This window comes from Micromonospora sp. NPDC049275 (assembly GCF_043197115.1).
GTDB lineage: Bacteria > Actinomycetota > Actinomycetes > Mycobacteriales > Micromonosporaceae > Micromonospora.
In genome coordinates this window covers 207,308-231,523 of the sequence record NZ_JBICSN010000004.1, presented here as the reverse complement: position 1 = coordinate 231,523, position 24,216 = coordinate 207,308, and the positions used below count along the sequence as shown (strand labels likewise).

General features: G+C 73.7%; 19 protein-coding genes. 13 read left to right on the top strand and 6 right to left on the bottom strand.

Going from position 1 to position 24,216, the window contains the following annotated elements; genetic code table 11:
- The first annotated feature begins 111 nt into the window (after positions 1 to 111).
- From ACGFIE_RS15835 to ACGFIE_RS15790, 10 genes are all read left to right on the top strand, one after another.
- Entirely contained in the window at positions 112 to 1,863 is a 1,752-nt protein-coding gene (locus ACGFIE_RS15835) for an ATP-binding protein (protein ID WP_363682380.1), read from the top strand.
- A gap of 18 nt (positions 1,864 to 1,881) precedes the next feature.
- A complete protein-coding gene (locus ACGFIE_RS15830; protein WP_393294985.1) occupies positions 1,882 to 3,030 on the top strand; it encodes an exonuclease SbcCD subunit D in 1,149 nt (382 codons plus the stop codon).
- On the top strand, positions 3,030 to 5,504 hold the full coding sequence (locus tag ACGFIE_RS15825; RefSeq protein WP_393294983.1) for an AAA family ATPase: 2,475 nt from the start codon (positions 3,030 to 3,032) through the stop codon (positions 5,502 to 5,504). The genes ACGFIE_RS15830 and ACGFIE_RS15825 overlap by 1 nt, the downstream gene beginning before the upstream one ends.
- On the top strand, positions 5,501 to 6,469 hold the full coding sequence (locus ACGFIE_RS15820) for a hypothetical protein (protein ID WP_393294981.1): 969 nt from the start codon (positions 5,501 to 5,503) through the stop codon (positions 6,467 to 6,469). Before ACGFIE_RS15825 ends, ACGFIE_RS15820 begins: the two co-directional genes overlap by 4 nt.
- Positions 6,470 to 6,485: 16 nt before the next feature.
- Entirely contained in the window at positions 6,486 to 7,343 is an 858-nt protein-coding gene (locus ACGFIE_RS15815) for a fused MFS/spermidine synthase (protein ID WP_363682372.1), read from the top strand.
- A 155-nt stretch (positions 7,344 to 7,498) separates the two neighbouring features.
- Positions 7,499 to 8,191: a sigma-70 family RNA polymerase sigma factor gene (locus ACGFIE_RS15810; RefSeq protein ID WP_363682923.1), complete on the top strand. Its 693-nt coding sequence runs from the start codon at positions 7,499 to 7,501 to the stop codon at positions 8,189 to 8,191.
- The gene (locus tag ACGFIE_RS15805) at positions 8,188 to 8,970 is read left to right on the top strand and encodes an anti-sigma factor family protein (protein ID WP_393294978.1); all 783 of its coding nucleotides are present in this window, start codon (positions 8,188 to 8,190) and stop codon (positions 8,968 to 8,970) included. Before ACGFIE_RS15810 ends, ACGFIE_RS15805 begins: the two co-directional genes overlap by 4 nt.
- A gap of 204 nt (positions 8,971 to 9,174) precedes the next feature.
- Positions 9,175 to 9,825: a hypothetical protein gene (locus ACGFIE_RS15800; RefSeq protein WP_393294976.1), complete on the top strand. Its 651-nt coding sequence runs from the start codon at positions 9,175 to 9,177 to the stop codon at positions 9,823 to 9,825.
- A 117-nt stretch (positions 9,826 to 9,942) separates the two neighbouring features.
- Positions 9,943 to 10,863, top strand: a complete 921-nt coding sequence (locus tag ACGFIE_RS15795; RefSeq protein WP_393294974.1) for a DNA-3-methyladenine glycosylase family protein — start codon at positions 9,943 to 9,945, stop codon at positions 10,861 to 10,863.
- Positions 10,864 to 10,893: 30 nt separating this feature from the next.
- Positions 10,894 to 11,388: a GNAT family N-acetyltransferase gene (locus tag ACGFIE_RS15790; protein WP_393294972.1), complete on the top strand. Its 495-nt coding sequence runs from the start codon at positions 10,894 to 10,896 to the stop codon at positions 11,386 to 11,388.
- On the opposite strand, the gene ACGFIE_RS15785 is transcribed toward ACGFIE_RS15790, so the two are convergent.
- On the bottom strand, positions 11,363 to 11,785 hold the full coding sequence (locus ACGFIE_RS15785) for an SRPBCC family protein (RefSeq protein WP_393294970.1): 423 nt from the start codon (positions 11,783 to 11,785) through the stop codon (positions 11,363 to 11,365). The genes ACGFIE_RS15790 and ACGFIE_RS15785 overlap by 26 nt on opposite strands.
- A 132-nt stretch (positions 11,786 to 11,917) precedes the next feature.
- The gene (locus ACGFIE_RS15780) at positions 11,918 to 12,130 is read right to left on the bottom strand and encodes a hypothetical protein (RefSeq protein ID WP_039905709.1); all 213 of its coding nucleotides are present in this window, start codon (positions 12,128 to 12,130) and stop codon (positions 11,918 to 11,920) included.
- A 135-nt stretch (positions 12,131 to 12,265) separates the two neighbouring features.
- On the opposite strand from ACGFIE_RS15780, the gene ACGFIE_RS15775 reads away from it, so the two are divergent.
- The 3 genes from ACGFIE_RS15775 (at position 12,266) to ACGFIE_RS15765 (ending at position 15,851) form a co-directional block, all read left to right on the top strand.
- On the top strand, positions 12,266 to 13,381 hold the full coding sequence (locus tag ACGFIE_RS15775; protein WP_393294968.1) for an ATP-dependent DNA ligase: 1,116 nt from the start codon (positions 12,266 to 12,268) through the stop codon (positions 13,379 to 13,381).
- A gap of 58 nt (positions 13,382 to 13,439) precedes the next feature.
- Positions 13,440 to 15,011 carry an alpha/beta hydrolase gene (locus ACGFIE_RS15770; RefSeq protein ID WP_393295662.1) on the top strand — a complete coding sequence of 524 codons (1,572 nt, stop codon included), beginning with the start codon at positions 13,440 to 13,442 and terminating at the stop codon, positions 15,009 to 15,011.
- A 387-nt stretch (positions 15,012 to 15,398) separates the two neighbouring features.
- Entirely contained in the window at positions 15,399 to 15,851 is a 453-nt protein-coding gene (locus ACGFIE_RS15765) for a GNAT family N-acetyltransferase (protein WP_393294966.1), read from the top strand.
- Between the two features lie 663 nt (positions 15,852 to 16,514).
- Here ACGFIE_RS15765 and ACGFIE_RS15760 read toward each other — a convergent pair.
- From ACGFIE_RS15760 to ACGFIE_RS15745, 4 genes are read right to left on the bottom strand one after another with little or no spacing between them, the layout of a single operon-like run.
- A complete protein-coding gene (locus ACGFIE_RS15760) occupies positions 16,515 to 17,240 on the bottom strand; it encodes an ABC transporter ATP-binding protein (protein WP_393295659.1) in 726 nt (241 codons plus the stop codon).
- A gap of 11 nt (positions 17,241 to 17,251) precedes the next feature.
- The gene (locus ACGFIE_RS15755) at positions 17,252 to 18,247 is read right to left on the bottom strand and encodes an ABC transporter ATP-binding protein (RefSeq protein ID WP_393294964.1); all 996 of its coding nucleotides are present in this window, start codon (positions 18,245 to 18,247) and stop codon (positions 17,252 to 17,254) included.
- Between the two features lies 1 nt (position 18,248).
- Positions 18,249 to 20,954 carry an FtsX-like permease family protein gene (locus tag ACGFIE_RS15750; protein WP_393294962.1) on the bottom strand — a complete coding sequence of 902 codons (2,706 nt, stop codon included), beginning with the start codon at positions 20,952 to 20,954 and terminating at the stop codon, positions 18,249 to 18,251.
- On the bottom strand, positions 20,951 to 24,151 hold the full coding sequence (locus ACGFIE_RS15745; RefSeq protein WP_393294960.1) for an FtsX-like permease family protein: 3,201 nt from the start codon (positions 24,149 to 24,151) through the stop codon (positions 20,951 to 20,953). Before ACGFIE_RS15745 ends, ACGFIE_RS15750 begins: the two co-directional genes overlap by 4 nt.
- Between the last annotated feature and the right edge of the window lie 65 nt (positions 24,152 to 24,216).

Sequence of the window (24,216 nt, the reverse complement as noted above, 5' to 3'; positions counted from 1 at the left end):
GTGACGGCGCATGGTGTCGTCCGCCGCGTCGCGTGGCGACCTGTCGTACTCCTCGGGCAGGATGCAGGGCATGCGCCCCGACCGTGCCGCCCGACCGACCCGATCCGCCCGATGACCGACGCCGACATCGACAGCCCTGGCGAGGCGGTCGGGCGGGTGCTGGGCACCGCCGACGCCACCCCGTTGCAATTCTGGACGGCCGTGGCGCCCGGCAGTTACCTCCAGCTCGACGACGTGGTGGTCACCCGCCGCGAGCTGCCCGACCGGGAGCCGGTGACGATCGCCGGGGTGGTCACCCAGGTCCGTGCTCGGCACGAGGGCGCCCAGTTCGACTCCGACGTGTTCGCCATCGCCGACGGCACGCTGCCCGCGCAGGTGCAGGAGGCGGCCGAGGTCACCACCACCCGGGTCGACCCGGAGCTGTACGTGCCGCCGACCCCGGGTGCGGTCGTGCACCGGGCCGAGGGCGACGCCCGGGCCCGCGCGCTGCACTTCGACCGGATGGAGCGGCGCATCCCGATGGGCATGGGTCGCGACGGGGTGCCGGTCTACCTCAACGCCGACTTCCTCGACGGCAGCCGGGGCGCGCACGTCTCCATCTCCGGCATCTCCGGGGTGGCCACCAAGACGAGCTTCGCCACCTTCCTGCTCTACTCGGTCTTCCGCTCCGGCGTCCTGGGCGGCGACGCGGTGAACGCCAAGGCGCTGATCTTCAACGTCAAGGGCGAGGACCTGCTGTTCCTCGACCACCCCAACCTGCGCCTCGACGAGCCGACCCGAGCGGCGTACGCGAAGCTGGGTCTGAGCGCCGGTGCCTTCCCCGACGTGCGGGTGTACGCCCCGCCCCGGGTCGGCGACGCCGCCGGCACACCGGACGTGAGCAGCCGACTCACCGGCGTGGACGCCTTCTACTGGACGCTCAGCGAGTTCTGCGCCGACCGCTTGCTGCCGTACGTCTTCGCCGACGCGGACGACGAGCGCCAGCAGTACACGATGGTCGTGCACTCGGTCACCGCGCACCTGGCCCGCCACGCCCAGCCCGCCGACGGCGGGGTCAGCATCGACGGGGTCCGGCTGGGTTCCTACGGCGACCTCGTCGACCACATCGTCGATGCGCTCAACGACGACGAGACCCGCTCCGACTGGGCGGGCAGCGCGGTAGGCCTGGGCACCGTCAACGCGTTCGCCCGCCGGCTGATCGGCAGCAAGAAGGATCTGGCCCGGCTGATCCGTGGCGACCTGGCGACCCGTCGCCCGCACTCGATCAACACGAGCGAGTCGGCCCAGGTCACCGTGGTCGACCTGCACAACCTCCCGGACCGGGCCCAGCGGTTCGTGGTAGGTGTGACGCTCAAGAGCGAGTTCGAGCGCAAGGAGAAGTCCGGCACGGCCAAGCCGTTGCTGTTCGTCGTCCTCGACGAGCTCAACAAGTACGCCCCCCGGGAGGGCTCCTCCCCCATCAAGGAGGTGCTGCTCGACATCGCCGAGCGCGGGCGGTCGCTCGGGGTCATCCTGATCGGCGCCCAGCAGACGGCGAGCGAGGTGGAGCGGCGCATCGTCACCAACTCGGCAATCCGGGTGGTCGGCCGGCTCGACCCGGCCGAGGCGTCCCGCCCGGAGTACGGTTTCCTGCCGCCCGCCCAGCGGCAGCGTGCGCTGCTCGCCAAGCCGGGCACCATGTTCGTCAACCAGCCGGACATCCCGGTGCCGCTCTGCCTGGAGTTCCCGTTCCCGGCGTGGGCCACCCGGGTCTCCGAGGCGGGCCGCGCGCCCTCGGAGACGCTGCGCTCGATCACCCAGTCCGCCGACCCGTTCGCCGTGGTGGGCTCCGGCGGCGGCACCGACGACGACATCCCGTTCTAGGCAGGGGCCGGTGCAACTGTGAAGATCCTGCACACCTCCGACTGGCACGTGGGCAAGGTGCTCAAGGGGCAGTCCCGGGCCGAGGAGCACAAGGCAGTGCTGGCCGGGGTGATCGACATCGCCCGTGCCGAACAGCCCGATCTGGTGATCGTCGCCGGTGACCTCTACGACACGGCCGCGCCGACCTCGGAGGCGACCCGGCTGGTCACCAGGGCGTTGACCGCGCTGCGTCGCACCGGCGCGGACGTGGTCGCGATCGGCGGCAACCACGACAACGGCCCGGCGCTGGACGCGCTGCGGCCGTGGGCCGAGGCCGCCGGCATCACGCTGCGCGGTGGCGTCCGGGAAAATCCGGCCGAGCACGTGATCGACGGCACCACGGCCGGCGGGGAACGGTGGCAGCTGGCCGCGCTGCCGTTCCTGTCCCAGCGGTACGCGATCCGCGCGCTGGAGATGTACGAGCTGACCGCCGCGGAGGCCAACCAGACGTACGCCGACCACCTGGGCCGGGTGCTGGGCCGCCTCACCGAGGGCTTCACCGAGCCGGACCGGGTGCACCTGGTCACCGCGCACCTGACGGTGACCGGCGCGGCGGCCGGCGGCGGCGAGCGGGACGCGCACACGGTGCTCGGCTACGCGGTGCCGGCCACGGTCTTCCCGGCGAACGCGCACTACGTGGCGCTGGGCCACCTGCACCGCGCGCAGCAGGTCGCCGGCCCGTGCCCGGTGCGCTACAGCGGCAGCCCGCTCGCCGTCGACTTCGGCGAACAGGAGAACGTGCCCTCGGTGACGCTGGTCGAGGTGACCGCCAGCACGGCCGCCCGGGTGCGGGAGGTGCCGGTGACCGCCGCGAGCGCGCTGCGGACGGTGCGCGGCACCCTGGCCCAGCTCGCCGAGATCGAGGCGCCGGACGCCTGGCTGCGGGTGTTCGTCCGGGAGCAGCCCCGCGCCGGCCTGCGCGAGGAGATCCAGGAGCTGCTCCCCCGGGCGTTGGAGATCCGGATCGACCCGGAACTGCTCGCCGCGCCGGGCAGCGGTGCGCGCATCGCGCAGCGGTCGGGGCGTTCGCCCCGGGAGCTGTTCGCCGACTACCTGGACAGCCGGGGCCACGCCGACGAGGGCGTGCGGGAACTCTTCGACGAGCTCTTCGAGGAGGTCGAGCACTGATGCGGCCGATGCGGTTGGACATGGCCGGCTTCACGGTCTTCCGGGACGAGACGACTGTCGACTTCACCGACGCCGACTTCTTCGCGCTGATCGGCCCCACCGGCTCGGGCAAGTCCACGGTGTTGGACGCCATCTGCTTCGCCCTCTACGGCACGGTGCCCCGCTGGGGTGGCGCCCGGGGGCTGGCCAACGCGCTGGCGCCGTCGGCGACCGAGGCCCGGGTCCGGCTGGTCTTCGAGTCCGGCGGCGCCCGGTACGTGGCGACCCGGGTGGTGCGCCGCGACGGCCGGGGCAACGTGAAGACAGCGAACGCCGGGTTGCAGGTGATGCCGGCCGGCTTCGACGTGACCAAGCTCGACACCGGGTTGAGCCCGGACGACCTCGGCGAGGTGATCGCCGGGACGCCCGCCGAGATGGAGCAGGCGGTGCTGGAGGCGGTCGGCCTGCCGTACGAGCAGTTCACCAGCTGCGTGGTGCTGCCGCAGGGGCAGTTCGCCGACTTCCTGCACGCCAAGCCGGCGACCCGGCAGCAGATCCTGGTCAACCTGCTCGGCCTCGGTGTCTACGAGGACGTGCAGAAGCGGGCGACGGCGCGCGCCGCGCAGGCGGAGGCCCGACTGGACGCGGTCGACCAGGTGCTCGCCGGTCTGACCGGGGTGGACGACGAGGCGCTGGCCGAGGCCGACGCCCGGGTGGGCCGGATGGTCGAGCTGGCCGAGGCGGTGACCGGGGCCGTGCCGGAGCTGGCGGCAGCCCGGACCCGCGCCCGGGAGGCGGCGGCGGCGCTGACAGCCCTCGACGACGAGCTGAGCGTGCTGTCCGGGGTGCGTGCCCCGCGCGGGGTGGCCGAGGTGGCCCGCGCGGTCACGGCGGCGCGGGCCGAGGCCGACGCCGCGGCCACGACGGTGTCGCTGGCCGAGGAGCGGGAGGAGAAGCTGCGCGGTGAGCTGGCCGGCGCCGGTGACGAGAGCGCGCTGCGGTTGCTGCTGCGGGCGTACGACGATCGGGATCGGTTGACCGGCGAGGCCGACACGGTCCGCGCGGCCGTGCGCGCGGCGGACCAGGAGCATGCCACGGCGGTGGCGGCGCTGGCGGCGGCCCGGGCGGATGCCGAGCGGGCCGACGCCGAGTTGGAGGCCGCCTTCCGGGCGCACGAGGAGGCGAAGGCCACCGACCTGGCGGTCAGCCTGCGGGTGCACCTGCATCCCGGCGTGTCCTGCCCGGTGTGCGAGCAGACGGTGGCCGAGGTGCCGGCGGTTCCGGCGGACTCGGCGGTGGCCGCCGCGACGGCGGCCGGCAAGGCGGCGCGGGCCGCCACCAAGGCCGCGCAGGCGGCGGTGCAGCAGCGCGACGCCGCGGCGCGTGACCTGGAGCGGCTGCTGGTGCAGGCGCGCGCCCGGCAGGAGCAGGTGGACGCGCGGCTGGGCGAGCTGGCCGGGCAGCTCGCGGGCGCGGCCGAGCCGGCGGTGCTGCGCCGGGAGTTGGCCGAGCACGCCCGGCTGCGACGTGCCCTGGAGGAGGCGGCGACCGCCGTGCGGGCCGGCCGGGACAGCGCCCGCCAGGCCCGCGCGGGTGTGGACGCGGCCGAGGAGCGGTTGCGGGCCGCGTGGCGGGGTTTCGACACCGCCCGCGACGGGCTGGCGCGGTTCGGTCCGCCGGCTGCCGACCGGGACGACGTGGCGGCCTCGTGGACGGCGCTCACCGACTGGGCGACGGCCGAGGCCCAGCGTCGCCGCGCCGACCGGGAGGGTCGGGCCACAGTGGTTGCCGAGGCGGAGGCGGCGGCCGAGGAGGTGCGGCGGAGGATCGCCGACATCTTCGCCGCCGCGGACGTGCCGGTCGGCGACGACCCGGTGCACGCCGCGACGGTGGCGGTGGAGCGGGCCGAGGCCGACCTCCGCCGGCTGGCCGAGCGCCGCCAGCAGGCCGCCACGTTGCGCGAGCAGCGGGCCGGGCACGAGCGTGAGGCGCAGGTGGCGCGGGCCCTGGCCGGGCACCTGCGGGCCAACAACTTCGAGCGGTGGCTGCTGGCGGAGGCGTTGGACCTGCTTGTCGACGGCGCGTCGGGCATCCTGCGGGAGCTGTCCTCGGGCCAGTACGAGCTGGTGCACGACAAGGGCGAGTTCTTCGTGGTCGACCACCACGACGCCGGGCTGCGCAGGGGTGTACGCACCCTCTCCGGTGGTGAGACGTTCCAGGCGTCGCTGGCGTTGGCGCTGGCGCTCTCCGAGCAGCTGGCCGGCATGTCGACGACCGCGGCGAGTCTGGAGTCGATAGTCCTGGACGAGGGTTTCGGCACGCTGGACGCGGCCACGTTGGACACGGTTGCCGCGACCCTGGAGAACCTGGCCGCCCGGGGTGACCGGATGGTCGGCGTGGTCACCCACGTCTCGGCGCTGGCCGAGCGGATTCCGGTCCGCTTCGAGGTGCGCAAGGATGCCCGCTCGGCGCGCGTGGAAAGGACCGGCCGGTGAGCGTGCCGGGTGACGCGGCGTTCTTCGTCGACTCGTGGGATCCGGCGTACGGGGCGTCGTTCGAGGCGTCCGCGTCGGGGCCGGCTGCGCCGAGCAGCGCGCAGGTCGACGCCGACGTGGAGCTGCCGGCCGTCGACTGGCGGGCGATCGGGGTACGCGGGGACGTGCGAGCCCCTGACGTGGTGTTGCTTGTCGACGGGGTTCGCCGGATCGACGCGAGCATCTGGACGGCCGAACCGGACGGCGTGTCGTTTCCCGGTGTGGCGGCCTCGTACGCGGCCGGGGTGGTCCGCTGCGACCTCGGTCGGGGTGCGGCCCAGTTGGCGGGTACGCGGGTGGGCCGGGGTCTGTTCACGGCGAGCCCGTCGGCGCAGGACGTGGTGGCGGGTTCGATCCGCTACCCGGTGCACCGGGTGGGTGGCACCGGCGAGTTGGCGAAGCTGCCGGCGGCCGTGCAGGGCCCGTTGACCGCGCTGGAGGTGGCGGTGTCCGACGCCGCCCGGGTGGACGGTGACCTCTTGGTGGTGGACGGCCCGTTGCGCAGTCGCCGCCAGTTGCCGCGCACGCTCGGCTACATCAAGACGCAGCACAGCCAGTATCTGGACGCCCGGCTGACGGCTGTGGTGACCGGCCTGGCGTCCGGTGAACGGTCACCGGTGTTCCGGCTGGGTACGGCCTGGGGCGGGTGGTCGTGGTATTTGCGGCTGCCCGTGGCGGTGGGTGCGCCGTGGGCGGGGATCGTCCGGGTGGAGTGCTCCGCCGACCTGCCCGTCGAGGCGGCGATCGATCTGGCCGACCTGTCGCTTGTCACGCTGCCCCGGTTCGCGTCGACCCCGTACAAGGATCCGCGGGCGCCGCAGAACCTCATCCCGATCGCCGGGCTGGAGCGCCGCCTGCGGGCGCTGCTCGGTGATTCCCGCCTGCTGCACCGCGCGTTGAGCACCGCGGCGCGCGTCGGTCGCTGAGCGGGGACCTGTCGCGATGGGACGCAAACGATCCGATGACCGGCTGGTCGAGCCTGTGGACACCGGGCTCGCCGAGCTGGTGCCGTCACCGGACCGGGCTGGTTCGTGGACGCTGCTGCTGGACGGGGCGCCGCAGTCGCACGTCGACCTGACCGACCCCACTCATCTGGAGTTCGAGTACGTCCGACGGCTGGCCGCCGCACTGGACCTGGTCGCGCCGTCCGGCGAGCCGCTGCGGGTGCTGCATCTCGGCGGTGGCGCACTCACCCTGCCCCGCTACGTTTCGGCCACCCGGCCCGGGTCCACCCAGCGGGTGTCCGAGGTGGACGGCGCTCTGGTCGAGTTGGTGCGCCGCGCGTTGCCGTGGCCGGCGGACGCCCGACTGCGGGTCCGGGTTCAGGACGCGCGGGCCGTGCTGGCCTCGACCCGGGACGCCAGTTACGACGTGGTGGTCGCCGACGTCTTCGCCGGCGCCCGCACCCCGGCTCATCTCACGTCGGTGGAGTACGCGGCCGAGGTGGCGAGGGTGCTCCGCCCGGCGGGCTGGTTGCTGGCGAACCTGGCCGACGGGCCGCCGCTGCGGTACGCCCGCGGCCAGGTCGCCACGGTCCGCTCGGTGCTGCCCCAGGCGTGCCTGGTCGGCGACGCGGCGGTGCTGCGCGGCCGCCGGTACGGCAATCTGGTGCTGGTCGCCGGGCGGACGACGCCCCCGGTGCCCGCGTTGACCAGGCGGGCGGCCGGAGACTGGTTCCCCGGCCGGGTGGTGGCCGGCGACGAGCTGGACCGCTTCGTCGGTGGCGCGGCAGTGGTGCGCGACGCGGACGCCACCGGCTCGGATCCGCCGCCGCCGGGGCTGTTCTCGGTCCGCCGCTGACCGGTCCATCGGAGTCCGCAGGCCGGCCTGTCCGCGCCAGCGGACCGGGCCGGCGAACTTTTTTCGCCGTTTGTTGATCCGCTCGGGGCGCCGCTGCGTACCACCGGGCGGCCCGCCTTGTGGCGGCGATGGTGACGGACATCCCGGAGGTCTGCATGCATGCGGTGGCGGCCGGTTGGCATGGCGACGCGGTTCGCGCAGACTGGTTGTCCGCGCGGTCGTCGTCGCGGCCGACGTCGACTGCCCGGGGGGTCGACGCCCGAGCCACGTCTCGCCAAAATGGTCCGGTGACGCCCCGACCGGCGCCCGGGCGCCACCAGGCGACGACAACCGAGGCGAACCACTCCGACCAGTTGATCCGGCAGCTCTACGCCGAGCACGCCGGCCCGTTGCTGATGTTCGTCATGCGGCTCACCGGGGGGGACCGGCAGCGCGCGGAGGACATCGTGCAGGAGACGCTGCTGCGGGCCTGGCGCAACGCGCACCGCCTCGGCGCGCAGGGGCAGGGTTCGCTGCGGCCGTGGCTGGTCACGGTGGCCCGTCGGATCGCCATCGACGAGCACCGCAGCCAGGAGGCCCGGCCGCCGGAGACGTACGACCGGGATCTGACCGCCTTCGCCGAAGCGGACAGCACCGACCGGGTGCTGCGCACGATGACGGTGGCGGACGCGCTGCGTACGCTGAGTCAGTCGCATCGGGAGATCCTGATCGCGACGTACTTCCGGGGGCGGACGGTGCCGGAGGCTGCCGAGGAGTTGGGGCTTCCGCTGGGCACCGCCAAGTCGCGGGTCTACTACGCGCTGCGCGCGCTGCGCACGGCTCTGCAGGAGCGGGGGGTGACAGAATGAGCCGGCCAGAGCACATGGACGTCGCCGCGTACGCGCTCGGCGTACTCGACGAGCAGGACACCGAGCGGTTCGAGGAGCACCTCGCCGCGTGCTGGGCGTGCGCGGCCGAGCTGGAGACGATGGTGCCGGTGGTCGGGCTGCTCTCCGGCATCGACGGCGAGACGATGATGGCGCTGGAGCAGACGGCCACCGATCCGGCGCTGCTGGACCGGACGTTGGTAGCGGTCCGGGCCGACCGGCGGCGCACCCGGTTTCGTCAGTTGCTCGCGACCGCCGCGGCGGTGGTGGTCTTCGGCGGTCTGACGGGTTACGGCTTCGTGAGTGTGGCAGGTGACGAGACGCCGGGGATTCTCGCGGATCCGACGACGAGCGCGGCGGCCAACGACCCGCCGACGAGTGCGCCGACCGCGCCGCCGAGCGGGCCGGGCGTCGGCGGCACCGAGGAGGAGGGCGACCAGCTCGACGCCACCGATCCGACGACCGGCGTGCAGACGACCATGTTCCTGGTCGAGCGGGAGTACGGCACCCGCATCAATTTCAGCCTGCGGAAATTGCCCGGCCCACGAATCTGCCGACTGGTGGTCGTACGCAAGAACGCCAGCACGGAGGTTGTTTCGTCGTGGTCGGTGCCCGCGGGCGGGTACGGCACGAGCAGTCGTCCACAGGGTCTTGAGCTGAGTGCGTCGACGTCGGCGTCGGCGAGTGACATCAAGCAGCTCCAGGTGCAGTCGGTCGACGGTAACGGCGTGGCCAGTCCGCTGGTCACGGTGCCCCTGTAGGGTCGCGTACCATCCTCGGCGTCGGCCATTTTCCAATGGCCGGCGCCGATCTTTGTGTGTCGTCGGAGATTCGGTGCGGAGCCGTACGGATGGCTGCGCTGTTCGGTTCAATCCGGTCGAGTGAAATTGACCACTGTTACTGCTTCAACCTTGACAGCCCGCCCGCCGTACCTATGGGTGAACTGCCAAGAATGAGGAGGGCACGTGGCACAGATGAAGCGGACCGTCATCGTCGCGAGCGCGATGGTCGCACTAACGGCCTGCGCTCCCGCGGGTTACGACGGGGCGAACTCGAGCGCGGCCGAGCCGGTCGCCGTCGCCGCGGCCGAACCCACCGCGTCGGCGGAACCCGAGGCGTCGGCATCCGCGGAGGCGCCGGTCGCCGACGCGCCGCCGCCCGCGGACGTCGACCTGACCGAGCAGTTGATCGGCAAGAAGATCGCCCGGATGGGCAACGTCGTGACCGACCAGGACGGCTGGGTCCTGTACCGCTTCGACAAGGACACCGCCGACCCGCCCGCGTCGAACTGCGTCGACAAGTGCGCGCAGGTGTGGCCGCCGGCGTTGACCGACGGCAACCCGCAGCTCAAGGGCATCTCCGACGACAAGGTCGGCAGCGTCACCCGACAGGACGGCACCCGCCAGCTCACCATCGGCGGCTGGCCGGTGTACCGCTACATCGGCGACAAGAAGCCCGGCCAGTGGAAGGGCCAGGCGGTCGGCGGCACCTGGTTCGTGGTCGACCAGAACGGCAAGAAGAACCTCACCTGCCTGCCCACCTCCACGCCGAAGGCCGTCGCCCCGCCGGCGGACAGCGGGACGAGCGATTCCGGCGGTTCGGGCTACTCGTACTGATCCCGACAACGCCACGGCACGGTGGCCGGTCGCAGCCGGGGAGGGCGCGGCCGGCCACCGTCGTGCCCGGGGGCCTGCGGTGAGCGTGGTCGTGCCCCGACCTGGCAGAGTGGCGGGGTGACCGACACCGAACCCGCCGCGACCCGGGTGCTGCACCCGCCGGTCGGGTACCGGCTGGCCGCGTCGGTCCGCGCCCTGACCTTCAGCCCGTACGACCCGTGTGCGCGCATCGCCGCCGGCACCTTCTGGTGGGCGACCCGCACCCCGGACGGGCCGGCCACCCTCGCTCTGCGGCCGGCCGGCGGTGAGCTGCTCGCGGAGGGCTACGGGCCGGGCGCCGAGCACGTGGTGGCCCGCGCCGACGCGATCGCCGGGCTGCACGACGACCTGACCGGCTTCGCCGAACTGGCGGCGGCGCACCCGCTCGTCGCCCGGCTGGCCCGGGAGCACCGGGGCCTGCGGATGCCCACCACCGGGCAGGTCTTCCCCCGGCTGCTGCGTGCGGTCTTCGAGCAGAAGGTCACCGGCAAGGAGGCGTACCGGGCGTACGCGGCGACCGTGCGGCACTTCCGGGAGCCGGCGCCCGGCCCGCTGCAGCCGCTGCTGCTGCCACCCGAGGCCGCCGCGGTGGCCGCCAGCCCGTACTGGGTGTTCCACCCGTTCGGCGTGGAGCAGCGCCGGGCCGACACGCTGCGCCGCGCCGCCGCGCTCGCCGACCGGCTGGAGCGCTGCGTGGACGCCGCCGAGGCCACCCGCCGGTTGACAGCCATCGCGGGCATCGGCCCCTGGACCGCCGCCGAGGTGGTCCGCATCGCCTACGGCGACCCGGACGCGGTGAGCGTCGGCGACTTCCACATCCCGAACACCGTGGCCTGGGCGCTCGCCGGCGAACCGAGGGGCGACGACGCTCGGATGCTGGCCCTGCTGGAACCGTTCCGGGGGCATCGGGGCCGGGTCTGTCTGCTGCTGGAGGCGGCCGGCATCCAGGCGCCGAAGTACGGCCCGCGCGCCCCGATCCGCTCGTTCGCCCGGTTCTGAGGCCCCGGGTGTCCGTGGTGTGCTGAAGCGATGAGCGTCGAGCCCCGCATCAGCCCGGCCGGTGTCGCGGACGCCGGTGAGATCCTCACCGTGCAGCGCGCCGCGTACCTGACCGAGGCACAGCACTACGCCGATCCGTTCCTGCCGCCGCTGACCGAGACGCTGGACGAGGTCCGGGCGGTGCTGGGCGGCCCGACCACGGTCCTCGCCGCCCGGCTGGAACACCGGCTGGTCGGCTCCGTGCGGGCCCGCCTGGACGGGCTCACCGCGCACATCGGGCGGTTGTCGGTCGCACCCGACCAGCAGGGGCGCGGCATCGGTGCCCGGCTGCTCGCCGCGATCGAGGCGGCCTGCCCGGCCGAGGTGGCCCTGTTCACCCTCTTCACCGGCGCGGACAGCACCCGCAATCTCCGGCTCTACCAGCGGCGCGGTTACCGGGTCGTGGCGCACCGGCCGGACCCGAACGGCGTTCCGCTCGCCGTGCTCGAGAAGCCGGCCGTCAGCTCCGCTCGGCTCGGGCCCTGAGCCCGTCGGCCTCCAGGCGCAGGTAGCGGCGCAGCAGGCCGCCGTACAGCCGCCCGATCAGCCCGGCGAGCGGCCCGGACTGGTCGATGGCCAACTCGACCCGGGTACGCCCGTCCGGCAACGGCAGCAACCGGTGCTCGCCGCGGGTGTGCACCCCGGGAGTGTCGGAGACCCAGGTGAACTCCCGCCCCTCGGTCAGCTCGGTGACCCGCCACACCGCGGGCCGTAGTTTCGGCTGGGTGAGGCGGGCCGTCGCGCCGAGGGCGAGGGGCCCCGACTCGCCCCGCTCGGCCCGACGCACCGAAGCCGTCCACTCCGGCCACCGCGCCACGTCGACAAGCACCGCCCAGACCTGCTCGACATCGGCGGCGATCTCGGTACCCGTTTCGAATCGCATCGCGTCCCCTCCCCCGGCGGCGCCGGCCGGCGCCCACGCCTGCCGACGACGCTGCCCGGTGGATGGTGACGGCGGCATCCCCCGGCCGGTCCGATCGTCGAGCCCGGCCGCGGGCCCACCGGCCGCGCGGGATCAGGCGGCCTCGCGCAGGTCCGCGAGGCTCAACGGGGTACGCCTACGCAACAGCTCCTCCAGCTCCGCCACCGAACCGACCTCGCCGAGCACGTTCCGGCCACCGCCGAACCGCTGCGGATATCGGCGGGTCAGCCGGTAGCGGTAGCGGCCCCGGATCAGCTCCACGCTCACCCGCCACCGCCCGCAGCAGTCACAGACCCACTCGGACACCCCGCGAAACTAGCTCTGACCTGCGGTGATCCGATTCGCCCACCCGGGACGAGCGGCGCGCGGTCGGACACGCCCCCGCCGGGCCCACGGTGATCTGCCTCACGACTGTCGGCCCCGTCTGATTGACTGGTCGCCGTGGACCTGCCGATCAACCCGCCCGTCGAGCCGATGCTGGCCAAGAGCGTCGCGAAGCTGCCCACCACCGCCGGGGTGACCTACGAGCCCAAGTGGGACGGGTTCCGGTGCATCGTGTTCCGCGACGGCGACGAGGTCGAGCTGGCCAGCCGAGGTGGCAAGTCGATGACCCGCTACTTCCCCGAGGTCGTCGAGCAGGCCCGCCGTCAGCTGCCCGAGCGGTGCGCCGTGGACGGCGAGCTGATCGTGATCAGGCGGGACGGGCCGTCCGGTCAGCCCCGGCTGGATTTCGAGCTGCTGGCCCAGCGCATCCATCCGGCGGCGTCGCGGGTGAAGATGCTCGCCGAGACGACTCCCGCCGACTTCGTCGCCTTCGACCTGTTGGCGATCGGTGACGAGGCGTTGCTCGACCAGCCGTACCCGCGCCGCCGGGAGCGGTTGGTCCAGGCGCTGGCCGGGGTGCGACCCCCGGTGCACGTCACCCAGGTCACGACCGATGCGGACACCGCACGCCGCTGGTTCGACGTCTTCGAGGGCGCGGGGCTGGACGGGCTGATCGTCAAGCCGGCCGACCTGCCGTACGAGCCGGGCAAGCGGTTGATGTTCAAGGTCAAGCATTCGCGCACGGCCGACGCGGTGGTGGCCGGCTTCCGCTGGCACAAGTCCGGTCCGGTGGTGGGTTCGCTGCTGCTCGGCCTCTACGACGACGCGGGCGTCCTGCACCACGTCGGGGTGAGCGCGTCGTTCAGCATGGCCCGCCGAGCCGAGCTGCTCGACGAGCTCGCGCCCTACCGGGACACCGGCGGCGAGCACCCGTGGGTGCACGGCGACCACGAGCGTGGCCAGCGCATTCCGGGTGGGGTGAGCCGGTGGACCGGCACCAAGAACCTGGAGTGGGAGCCGCTGCGCCCGGAGCTGGTGGTCGAGGTGGGTTACGACGCGATGGAGGGTGAACGGTTCCGGCACACCGCCCAGTTCGTCAGGTGGCGGCCGGACCGCGACCCCCTCTCCTGCCGCTACGACCAGCTCGACCGTCCGATCCGCTTCGACGTGGACCAGGTGCTGCGCGGCGATCCGGCGATCACCCTCGATCGGGCCGCCACCGGTCCGGCGTAGCCTGGCCGTCGACCCGACACCGGAGGATCACGTGAGCCGCACCGCCGACCAGCCTCGGATGGCGACAAGTCGCCGGGTCCGTCGCAGCCTCGTCGTCTTCACCGTGGTGGCGCTGCTCACCGCCGGCTGCACGCTGCCGGCGTTCGCGCCACGCACCGATGTGGAGGGGACGCCGGCGCCGGCCGGTTCCTCGGCGACCTGGCGGCCCTGCCCGGAGGCGGCCGAGGACCTGGTCGGTCGGGGCGCGCCGGACATGCGCTACGAGTGTGCCCGGATCGCGGTTCCCCGTGACTGGGGCACCGGCGGCGGGGCGACCGCCGGCCCGGGCGCCGGGCAGACCTTCGAGATCGCTCTGCTGCGGGCACGGTCCACCAAACAGCGGGCCCGGATCGGCTCCCTGGTCGTCAACCCCGGCGGTCCGGGCGGCTCCGGTGTGGACACCGCCGTCTACCTCTCCTTCGGCCCCCAGTTCGGCGGCCTGCCCGCCTCGGTCACCGAACGCTTCGACATCGTCGGCTTCGACCCACGCGGTGTCTCCCGGTCCAGTCCGGTGAAGTGCATCTCCGACGCCGATCTGGACGCCAGCTTCGGCTACGACCCGGATCCGGCGAGCCAGGCGGCGTTCGACGGCTTCGTCGGGTTGAGCCAGCGCATCGGGCGCGGCTGCGGGGACCGCTACGGCGACCAGTTGCCGCTGTACGGCAGCGAGCAGGCCGCCCGGGACATGGACGCGGTCCGCGCGGCGGTAGGCGACGACAAGCTCACCTACCTGGGTTACTCCTACGGCACGTTGCTCGGCGCCATCTACGCCCAGCTCTACCCGCAGCGGGTCCGCGCACTGGTGCTCGACGGCGCCGTCGACCCGCAGCAGCGGCTGGTCGCCGGCTCGGAGAGCCAGGCCCGCGGGTTCGAACGCGCCTTCGACAACTTCACCCGCTGGTGCGCCGCCAACGCCGCGCGCTGCCCGATCGCCCCGGACGCCCGCGCCGCCGTGACCACGGCCATCGACAAGGCCAAGGTCTCTCCGGTCCGCGGCGACGACGGGCGGGAGGCCACGGCGGGCTGGGTCTTCTACGCGGTCATCTCCTCGCTCTACACCGAAGCCGGCTGGCAGGAGCTGGCCCGCGCCATCGACCGGCTGGCCGAGGGCGACCCGAAGGACGTGTTCCGCCTCGCCGACTCCTACGCCGGCCGGGAGGGCGACGGGCACTACTCGAACCTGTTCGACGCCAACCTCGCCGTCAACTGTGCCGACGAGACCGAGAAGCCGAGCCGGGAGCAGATCCGCCAGTTGCAGTCGCAGTGGCGCACGAAGTATCCGCTGTTCGGTCCGGCGCTCGCGGTCGGCATGTTGAGCTGCGTCGAGTGGCCGGGTGGTCGGGATGCGTACCCGACCGGCCGGGCCGACGGCGCTCCGCCGATCGTGGTGGTCGGCACGACCGGCGACCCGGCCACGCCGTACGAGCAGACCGGCCGCCTCGCCTCCATGTTGGGGGTGGGCCGGGTGCTCACCTGGGAGGGCGAGGGGCACACCGCTTACCCGCAGACCTCCTGCATCACCAAGGCCGTCGACGCGTACCTGCTCGAGCTGACCGTTCCCCGCGAGGGCCTGCGCTGCCCGGCCCGCTGACCGGTCGGGTCGGCGGCAGTGGGGGCAGCTCGATTCCCTGCCTGGTGGCCATCTCCTCCAGCAACGTCCGCATCCGGCGCACGTCGGCCTTGAGCTGTTCCTGCTCCTCGTGCACGAAGGCGTCGTCGTCGACGATGAGCCGGCTCGCGAAGTGTGCGGTGATCAGCGGGATGACCAGCAACACCATGGTCGAGATGAGCAGCGCGGCAAGCGTCCGACCCGCCCAGGTACGAGGCGATAAGTGTGCGGGGCGAGTTCGCGAACCACACCAGCGCCCGGTAGATCCAGCGGAACGGCAGCAGCACTAGCTCCATGCCGCCCCATGCTGCCCGTTGTCCGCAAGCGGCACCGACCCATTCGCCGGTTTCGCTGTGCCAGGCTCACGGAATGACCGATGTGACCTACCGGGAGGCGGTCCGCGCCGACCTGCCCGCCGTCATCGCCCTGCTCGCCGACGACGTCCTGGGCAAGGCCCGCGACTTCACCGAGGTCGACGAGGCGTACGAGCGGGCGTTCGCCGACATCAGCGCCGACCCGCGCAACCTGCTGATCGTCGCCGAGCAGGGCGGCGAGCTGGTCGGGTGCCTCCAGATCACCTACGTTCCGGGGTTGGGCCGGCACGGCGCCGAGCGGTCCCTGATCGAGGCGGTGCGGGTCCGCTCGGACCGGCGTGGCCAGGGGCTCGGTCGGGAGCTGATGACCTGGGCCATCGAGCAGGCCCGCGAGCGTGGCTGCGCCCTGGTGCAGCTCACCACTGACAAGACCCGCGCCGACGCGCACCGCTTCTACCTGGGGCTCGGCTTCGTGGCCAGTCACGAGGGCATGAAGCTCCCGCTCTGACCCACCGGCGTCACCAGCCCACCAACGTCACCAGCCCACCAACGTCACCAGCCCGCCACGGTCGCGTGCCGCCAACCTCGCCAGCCCGACGGCCGCCTTCGGCGCTGTGGCGGCCAGGTCCCCAGGTTGCCACTTCGCCCGTGTAGAGCTGCCCCGGATGTGGGGCAGCGAACCACGGCGGCGGCAGGAATGCCGAGGCCCGCACACCGCCCGCATGCCGCCGTCCGCGCACCCCACCCAGCACGCGGCCCGCACAACGCAGCAGCGCCTCCGGTCCAGGGCGTCGCCACCCAGCACGCGGCCCGCACAACGCAGCAGCGCCTCCGGTCCAGGGCGTCGCCACCCAGCACGCGGCCCGCACAACGCAGGAGCGCCTCCGGTCCAGGGCGTCGCCACCCAGCACACACCCAACGCCCAGCCCACAACCAACGCCCAGCCCACACCCAACGCCCAGCCCGCACACCTTCACCCCGCCCGCAGCAGGCAAGCCCCACACCTACCACGCGGTCCATATCTGGGGCAGCTCTACAGGAAGCGAACAGGCCACAGCCGGTCGTCTCTGACCGGCGGCCGACGGCCGGTGGTCCGCAGAGCAGCGACCAGCGACCACCGACCACCGGCCGGGGGCCGGGGGCCGGGGGCCGGGGGTGCATGGGGCTGCGGTCAGCCGTCGACCAGGCGGCCGTCGCGCAGGACGAGCACCCGGTCGGCGAGGTCGATCAGGGCCGGGTCGTGCGTGGCCACCAGGGCCGTCATGCCACGGGCGTGCACCACCGCGCGCAGCAGATCCATGATGGAGCGACCGGTCTCCGAGTCGAGCTGGCCGGTGGGCTCGTCGGCGATGAGCAGGTCCGGCTCGTTGGCGAGCGCGCGGGCGACAGCCACACGCTGCTGCTGCCCGCCGGACAGCTCGTACGGGCGCTGCGCCGCGTGCGCGCCCAGCCCCACCAGCTCCAGTAGCACCGCCACACGCTGCTCCCGCTCCGCAGCCGGCACCTGCGCCAGTCGCAACGGCACCCCCACGTTCTCGGCGGCGGAGAGGATCGGCACCAACCCGAAGGTCTGGAACACGAACCCGACGGTGCCGCGGCGCAGCCGCAGCAGCTCGGCCTCCCCGGCCGAGGTCACCTCGTGCCCGGCAACCACGACCTGACCGCTGTCCGGCCGGTCCAGCCCGCCGATGATGTTCAGCAACGTGGTCTTGCCGGCCCCGGAGCGGCCCCGGATGGCGACGAGTTCACCGCGGTTGGCGCTGAACGAGACGTCCCGTACCGCCTGCACGGCGTGTTCGCCGCGGCCGAAGGTCCGGCTCACACCGCTGACCCGCACGGCCTCGTCCGCAGGCGTTCCGGCGCCGCCACCGAACCCGGCCGCTCCGGCCACCACCATGTCCTGAGGGCTCACGCCCGTGCCTCCCGCTCGTCCGAAGCCCGGTCACCGGGCCGTACCTGCACGTGGTCGGGCTCCAGATCGAGCCGGACCCGCTCCTTCAGCGACAGCGCGTCGACGAACGCGGCCGGTAGCTGCATCCGGCCGCTGCGGTCCAGCACCGCGTACTCCTCGCTGACCAGTTCGGTGTTGCCGTCCGCATCGACACGGGCGGTACGGCGTACCTCGGAGGCGGTTCGGCCGTCGCGAATCGCGACGGTCCGGCGGACCTGGGTGGCCACGGCGTGGTCGTGGGTGACGACGACGATGGTCACACCCAGTTCGGCGTTGATGGTGCGCAGCGCCCCGAAGACCTCCGCGCCGGTGGCCTCGTCCAGTTCACCTGTCGGCTCGTCCGCGAAGAGCACCTCCGGGTCGTTGGCCACCGCCACCGCCACCGCGCACCGCTGCTGCTCGCCGCCGCTGAGCTGACCCGGCCGACGGTCCGCGCAGTAGCCCACGCCGACCATGTCGAGCAACTCCCGGGCCCGCTCCCGGCGGCCCTTACCGCCGCGCTTGCCGGCCAACTGCATCGGCAACTCGACGTTCTCCAGCGCGGTCAGGTACGGCAGCAGGTTGCGGCCGGTCTGCTGCCAGACGAAACCGACAAGCTCCCGCCGGTAGCTCAGTCGCCGCTTCGCCGACAGCGAGAGCAGGTCGTAGTCGGCCACCCGGGCGATGCCGGCGGTCGGCGTGTCCAGACCGGAGAGGATGTTGAGCAGGGTCGACTTGCCCGAGCCGGACGCGCCGACGATCGCCACCAGCTCACCCCGGTCGATGACCAGGTCCAGACCCTGCAGGGCGACGACCTCCACCCCCTCGGTCTTGAAGATCCGCACCAGGCCGTCGCAGACGATGTGTCCACGCAGTCGATCCTGGCCGCCGGCCCGCTCGGCGGCACGCTGTGCGGCCCTCTGCTGAAGGGCGGCCAGATCGGGCACCAGTGGAGTCTGTGCGGTAACGGTCATCTCAGCTCTCCTCTCCGAGCCGGAGCACCTCACCGAGGCGCAGCCGGCGATTGTTCAGGGCCTCGACGGCGACCGCGAAGCCGAGGGCGACCGCGCCGAGCGCGAACACCGCGACGACCAGGCCGGGTTCGAACGCCACCCGGACCGGCATTCCGCCGGTGAACGCGGACAGGCCGAGCACCGGATTGAGCACCAGCGGGAGCACCGCGCCGACAAGCGCGCCGGTCAGCACCGACACCCCGACCAGCGGGGCCAGCTCGACCAGCAGCAGCCCCCGCCACTGCCGGCGGGACAGGCCGAGAGTGCGCAGCCGGGACAGCACTTGCCCGCGGGCCCGCGCACCGGCCAGCACGGTGAACGCGATCGCCAGGAGCCCGAGAACGGTGCCGCCGGCGGCGCCCGCCACGAACCCGAACGCCAGCACGCCGTTCGCGCCACCGTCACCGAGGTCCCGTCGTACGCCCGCTCGGGTGTCGACGGTGACCCCGAGCGGCCGTTCCCGGCCGGTCACCGCCCCCTGCTGCTGGTACCGCAACTGACCCTGGTCACCGGCCTGCCGCAGCGCCTGGACGTCGAGCCGGTCCCCGGCGACGAGCAGGCTGGTCGGCACCGGCGTGGTGGTCCGTGGCGGCAGCGCCTGCCAGGGCAGGATGACGAACCGGCTGGTGCTCGCCGCCAACAGTGGGAAGGTGTCCTGCGCACCTGCCACCCGGAACTCGTACCGCTGCCCCTGCACCGAGACGAACGCGGAACGCTCCAGGCCCGTTCGCGACAGGTCGGCGGCGACGGCCGGGGACACGATGGCGGGCAGCGGCCCCTGCTCGGCCCGGGCGGAGCGCAACGCGTCCGGCACCGTCACGTCCACCTTGGCAGCACCGGTGACCCTGGCCAGCCCGGGGCCGTCGATCAGCAGCACCGTGGTCTGCCCGACCCGCGCGTCGGTGCCGAGTTCATCTTTGGCCAGCCGCTCGTCCGGCTCGATCAGCACCGGGGTGGTGGCGTGGACGCCTGGCACACCGTTCAGGGCCTCCACCGTGTCCGGGGCGAAACGTTCCCCTCGGATCAGCGCGTCGGCGGGAACGATCCGCTCGACCGCCCGGTCGCGGCTCGCGTCGACGCCGGCGGCGACGACTGCGCAGAACGCCGCGGTGCCGATCGCCAGCACCACGACGACAAGCGGCGCGGCGACGGCGGATCGCCCCGCCCGCGCGGTGCCGAGGAACGTCACGCTGCCACGCGTCCGCGCGGCAAGCCGGCTGACCAACCGCAACGGCCAGGGGTACGCGCGCAGAGCGAGCACCGCCGCGGCGATCGCCAGCAGCACCGGCACCGACACCAGCAGAGGGTCCACCTCGCCGAGAGTGAGTCCGCGTCGGCGCAGCAACACCACGCCGAGCCCCGCCAGCAACAGCAGGGACACCTCGACGGTGAGCCGGCGCGCCGTCGGGCGCATCCGCACCAGGTCACGGCGGGCCGCCCCGCCCGCCGGAACCGCCAGCGTCGCCAGCGGCAGCGCCAGGGTGACCAGGACGGTCGCGGCCGCGGCGTACGGGGCGGTCGGATCCGGTTCGCCCGGGAACAGGGTGCCGAGCAACCAGCCGACCAGGGCGGCGACCGGCACCACCAGCAGTGACTCGGCCAGACTGCGCCGGGCGCCGGCGGTGGCCGCGCCGCCACGGGCACGGATCAACACGAACTCCGAGCGGCGTCGGCGGGTGGCCAGGGTCGCCGCGAGCACGATCAACCCGGCCAGGGTGGCCAGCACACCGGCCCCGATGACCGCGAGCAGGGTACGGGCGGCGTTCACCTGCGCGGCGAACGCGCGCAGCGGAACGTCGACGCCGATGGTCAACGCGTAGCCGGGCGGGAGGGTGCGTTGCATCTCCTGTAGACCGTCGATCAGGTCGTTCAGGCCGCGCGGGTCGATGCGGTCGACGCCCAGTCGGAAGCGCCACTCGGACTCGATCGGCCAGCCCTCCGCGGCCCGCTTGTTCATGGCCGACTGGGCGATCACGCCGGTGATGGTGAACGGCTCGTGGTCGCCTTTCGGTTCGATGACTCGCAGCAGCTGCGGCAGCCCGTCCCACATCCCGTCCGCGCGGTCGACGGGTCGGAACAGGCCGGACACCACCACCGGTTTCGGGTCGACGAAGGTACCCGCGAGGTCGACGGTGCCGATGCGCAGCCGGCTGCCGGCACGCAGGTTGAGCTTGCGGGCCACGTCGGCGTCGAGCGCCACCTCGATCGGCCGGTCCGGGACGTACGTCTCGCTGGGCCAGGCGCCCTCGACGAGGGTGCCGGCGTCCTGAACGCCGGGCATGGCCCGCAGGCCCAGGTCGACAAGCAGGTTGCGGGCCGCGAGGTCCGGCCCGACCACGCGGGTCGGCGGAATGTCCACCCGGTGCCACCGCTCGGTGATCGCCGAGCGCACCTGCGGCGGCATCCCGGCGGCGAGGGCGTCGAAGCGCTCCTGCGCGTCGGCCATCGCCGTCTTCGTGGTGGGGACCGGGGCGTTCGACGTGTACGAGAGGTCCCGGCGGGCGGGGGGCTCACTGGTGAGCTGCGCCCGCAGCCCCTGTTCCGCGAGCCTGTTGACGAGTCGGGGCGCTCCGCTGACCAGCATGGTGACCACCAGGGTCAGCACCGCCAGGAGCAGGAACTGCCCACCGTACGCCCGGACCCGGCGGGCGGCCGCGCCGACGCTCATCGTTCTCCCCCGATTCGCAGCTGCACCGCCGCCACCCGCTGACGGATGCCGGCGGCGATGAACGCGCTGAAGGCGAGCGCCGCCAGCAGCAGGCCGACCGCGGTGAGGCCGATGGGCACCCAGGGCAGCGCGAATGCCGCCGGGGGCACCGGTCGGCCGGCGGCCGTGGTGAGGATGACCAACGGAGCCATGGTGGCTCCGACCGTGGCACCGAGCAGGAGCCCGACGCCGACGCCGATGCCGGCCAGGAAGGTCTGCTCGGCCAGCAACGCCCGGGCCAGCAGCCGAGGTGTGGCGCCGAGGGTGTTCAGCACCGCGAACTCGCCCACGCGCCGCCGGGCGGTGGCCCACACGTCGACCATGAGACCGACCAGGGCGAGCAGCACCGCCCCGAGCGCGGCGGCGAGCATGCCGGTACGCGACCCGCGCCAGTACGGGTCGTCGGCGGCGGCCTCGATCACGGCGCGCCGGTCGAGGACTGTGACGCCGGCCAGTTCGGCGGTGGCGCGGGCGGCAGCCGCCGGGTCGTCGGCGCCGATCCACCACTCCGGCACCGGCCGGATGGTCCCGCCGGCGCGGATCAGCGCGTCGACAGCCGTGGGCAGGTCGAGCAGCACTCCCGCGCCGGTGGTGGTCGGCACGGAGTCCAGCTCACCGAGCAGGCGGGCCTGCACGGACGCGCCGGAGAGGGTCAGGTTGAAGGTGTCGCCCGTGTGCAGGCTCAACGCGTCACGTACTGCGGCGGTCATCAGCACCGGAACGGGTGCGATCTGCCCGGCGGGCACGATGGCGAACCGGGTGGGCGGTTGGTAGGCGAACTGCCCGCCGGGGATCACCTCCACCGGGAAGCTCGCGGCGACGCCCGTCGCGGTGGACTGCGCCTTGGGGGGTGCCTGGCCGCCGATCGCCTGGCGGCCCGTCGCCGTGACCCAGTCCCCGGTCAGCTCGGCGGGTCGCGTGGCACCGTCCGCGCCGACGAGCGTGAGGCCGTCCACCTGGAGCCGGTAGTTGTTCCCGGCCGCCGCCCCGCCGTCGGCCTCGAAGCCGGCGAGCCGCAGTCGCGCCGGACCCACGTCGGGCAGCTGTACGGTGAACGGCGCGGCCCGTCCGTCGCTGGTGGCGCTGACCGCCGGCAGCCGGAAGGCCAGCCCGTCGGAGCTGGTGACCAGCAGCGCCACCGCGATCCTCAGTGGCCGGTCGGCCTCGCCGACGGGGGTGCGGGCCGTGCCGGTGATCGCGCGGGTGCCGACGGGGAGTTCGACGCCGGTGGGGGCACCGCGGGCAGCGACCATCCGCTGGTACTGCGTCGACACCGGCTCGTCGCTGAGCCGGTCGGCGAGCCGGACGACGCCGGCCGCGCTGGCCGGGTCGAGGCCGATCACGGTGACGGGCAGGTCCGTTCGGCCGACCCGTACCTCGTCGCGCCACGCGGGCACTGCCCGGCGTACGCCCGGCAGCGCGGCGAGCTGACCTGCCCGGCTGCTCGGGGCGGAGCCGGCCCGCTCGGTCACCCGCAGGTCGGCGCCGACCGTGTGGCCGGCCTGTTCGACCTGGGACCGCTCGCCCGTGCTGACAAGTGACCAGGCCAGGGTGCTCCCGCCGACGGCGAGGGCGAGCAGCAGCACCGGCCCGGCGTGCGGACGCCGACCGGCCTGCCACATGCCGAGCATGGTGGCCGTCCACGGTCGCCTGTCGACGAACCGCTCGGCGAACCGGGTCAGCGGCGGAAGCACCCGCAGCGCCAGTACCGCCCCGGCCAGCACACCGAGGGTCGGCGCGGCCACCAGCAGCGGGTCGAGTCCGAGACGGCCGTTCGAGCCGGCCAGCGGCGAAGCGTACCGGCGCAGCTGCACCCAGGCGAGCACGGCGAGCGCGACAAGCACCAGGTCGACGCTGGCCCGCTGGACGCTCGCCGACCGGTTCGGCCGGGACCGGGCGGCCATGTCGGCCACGTACGTGCCGGCCCCCCGCAGCGTCGGCGCGACCATGGCCACCAGGCATCCGGCGGCGGTCGCCGCGGCAGCCGCCCAGACCAGTGTGGTGTTGCCACCGGCGGTGGACAGCTCTGCCGTCCCGCCAGGGCGGACGAACCGCAGCGCCTCCCCGGCGATCACCGGGCCGAGCAGGGCTGCCGGTGCCACCACGAGGGTCGCCTCCCGGGCAGCCAGGCCGGCGAGCTGACTCCGGGCGGCGCCACGTGCGCGCAGCAGCGCGGTCTGGGGACGACGGTCCTCGTGCAGCAGGGCGGCGACCAGTACCAGCGCGTACCCGCCGAGCACCAGGATGAGTAGCAGCGGGGTGGCCAGCGCGGAGCGTCCCACCAGGTCGGCGCGGGCGATCCGGTCGAGCAGTTGGTCCATCTTCGTCAGCGTCTGGGCGGAGCTGCCCAGTTGGGCGGCCTCGGGCACCGCCGTCGCGGCCGTGTTCACTGCGGCACGCACCGCGGGCAGGTCACCGGCGTCGACGCCGCCGAGGTCCGGCTCGGCCAGCCAGGACGCCGTCACCGAGCCCGGGAAGGCGGTCGCGAAGTCGGCCGGGTCCAGCGCGAACGGCCCGTACGAGGTGGCCGACCCGGCGCTGCCCGTACCCACACCGGGGGCCAGCAGCCAGTACGCCTCGGTCGGGTCGCGGGGCCGCCAGGTGCCGGCGAGCACCATCTCGCTTGCCTTCTCGGTGGAGCGGTCCCGCAGCGGGATCCGCTCGCCGGTGGTCAGGCCGAGTGTCGTGGCGACCCGTTCCGGCAGACTCACCTGCACGGGTTTCGCTCCGGGACGTGGCCACGCTCCGTTGGTCAGCTCGGCGTGCGCGGCCAGGTCGTCGAGGGTGGCCAGGTTCGCGAAGATCGGCTCGTCGCCCGTGCGCGGCACCGAGCCGAGGTCCCCGGTCAGCTCCCGGCCGGTGCCGTACCGGGCCCCGGCGACGGTGACCGGGACCCCGGCGAGCCCGTCGGCGAACTGGGCCCGTGCCGCCTGGTCACGCTTGGCGAACTCGGCGGCGTCGCGGCCACCGGCGCCGCTGATGAGCAGACCGCGTTCCTCGGCCGGCGACGCGGCGACCAGCGCCCGCTGGCCGGCGTCCACCGCCCGGCGGTTGTAGTCGGACAGACCGGTGACCAACGCGACGGCCACCAGGGCGGCGATCACCGCGGCAACCAGCAGACCCCGCGCCTCGCGGGCCCGCCTCCACACCAGCTTCATCCGACGCCTCCCCTGGCCCTGGCGGGCCGACGACCTTCAAGACAGGTCACCTACGGGGAAAGGTT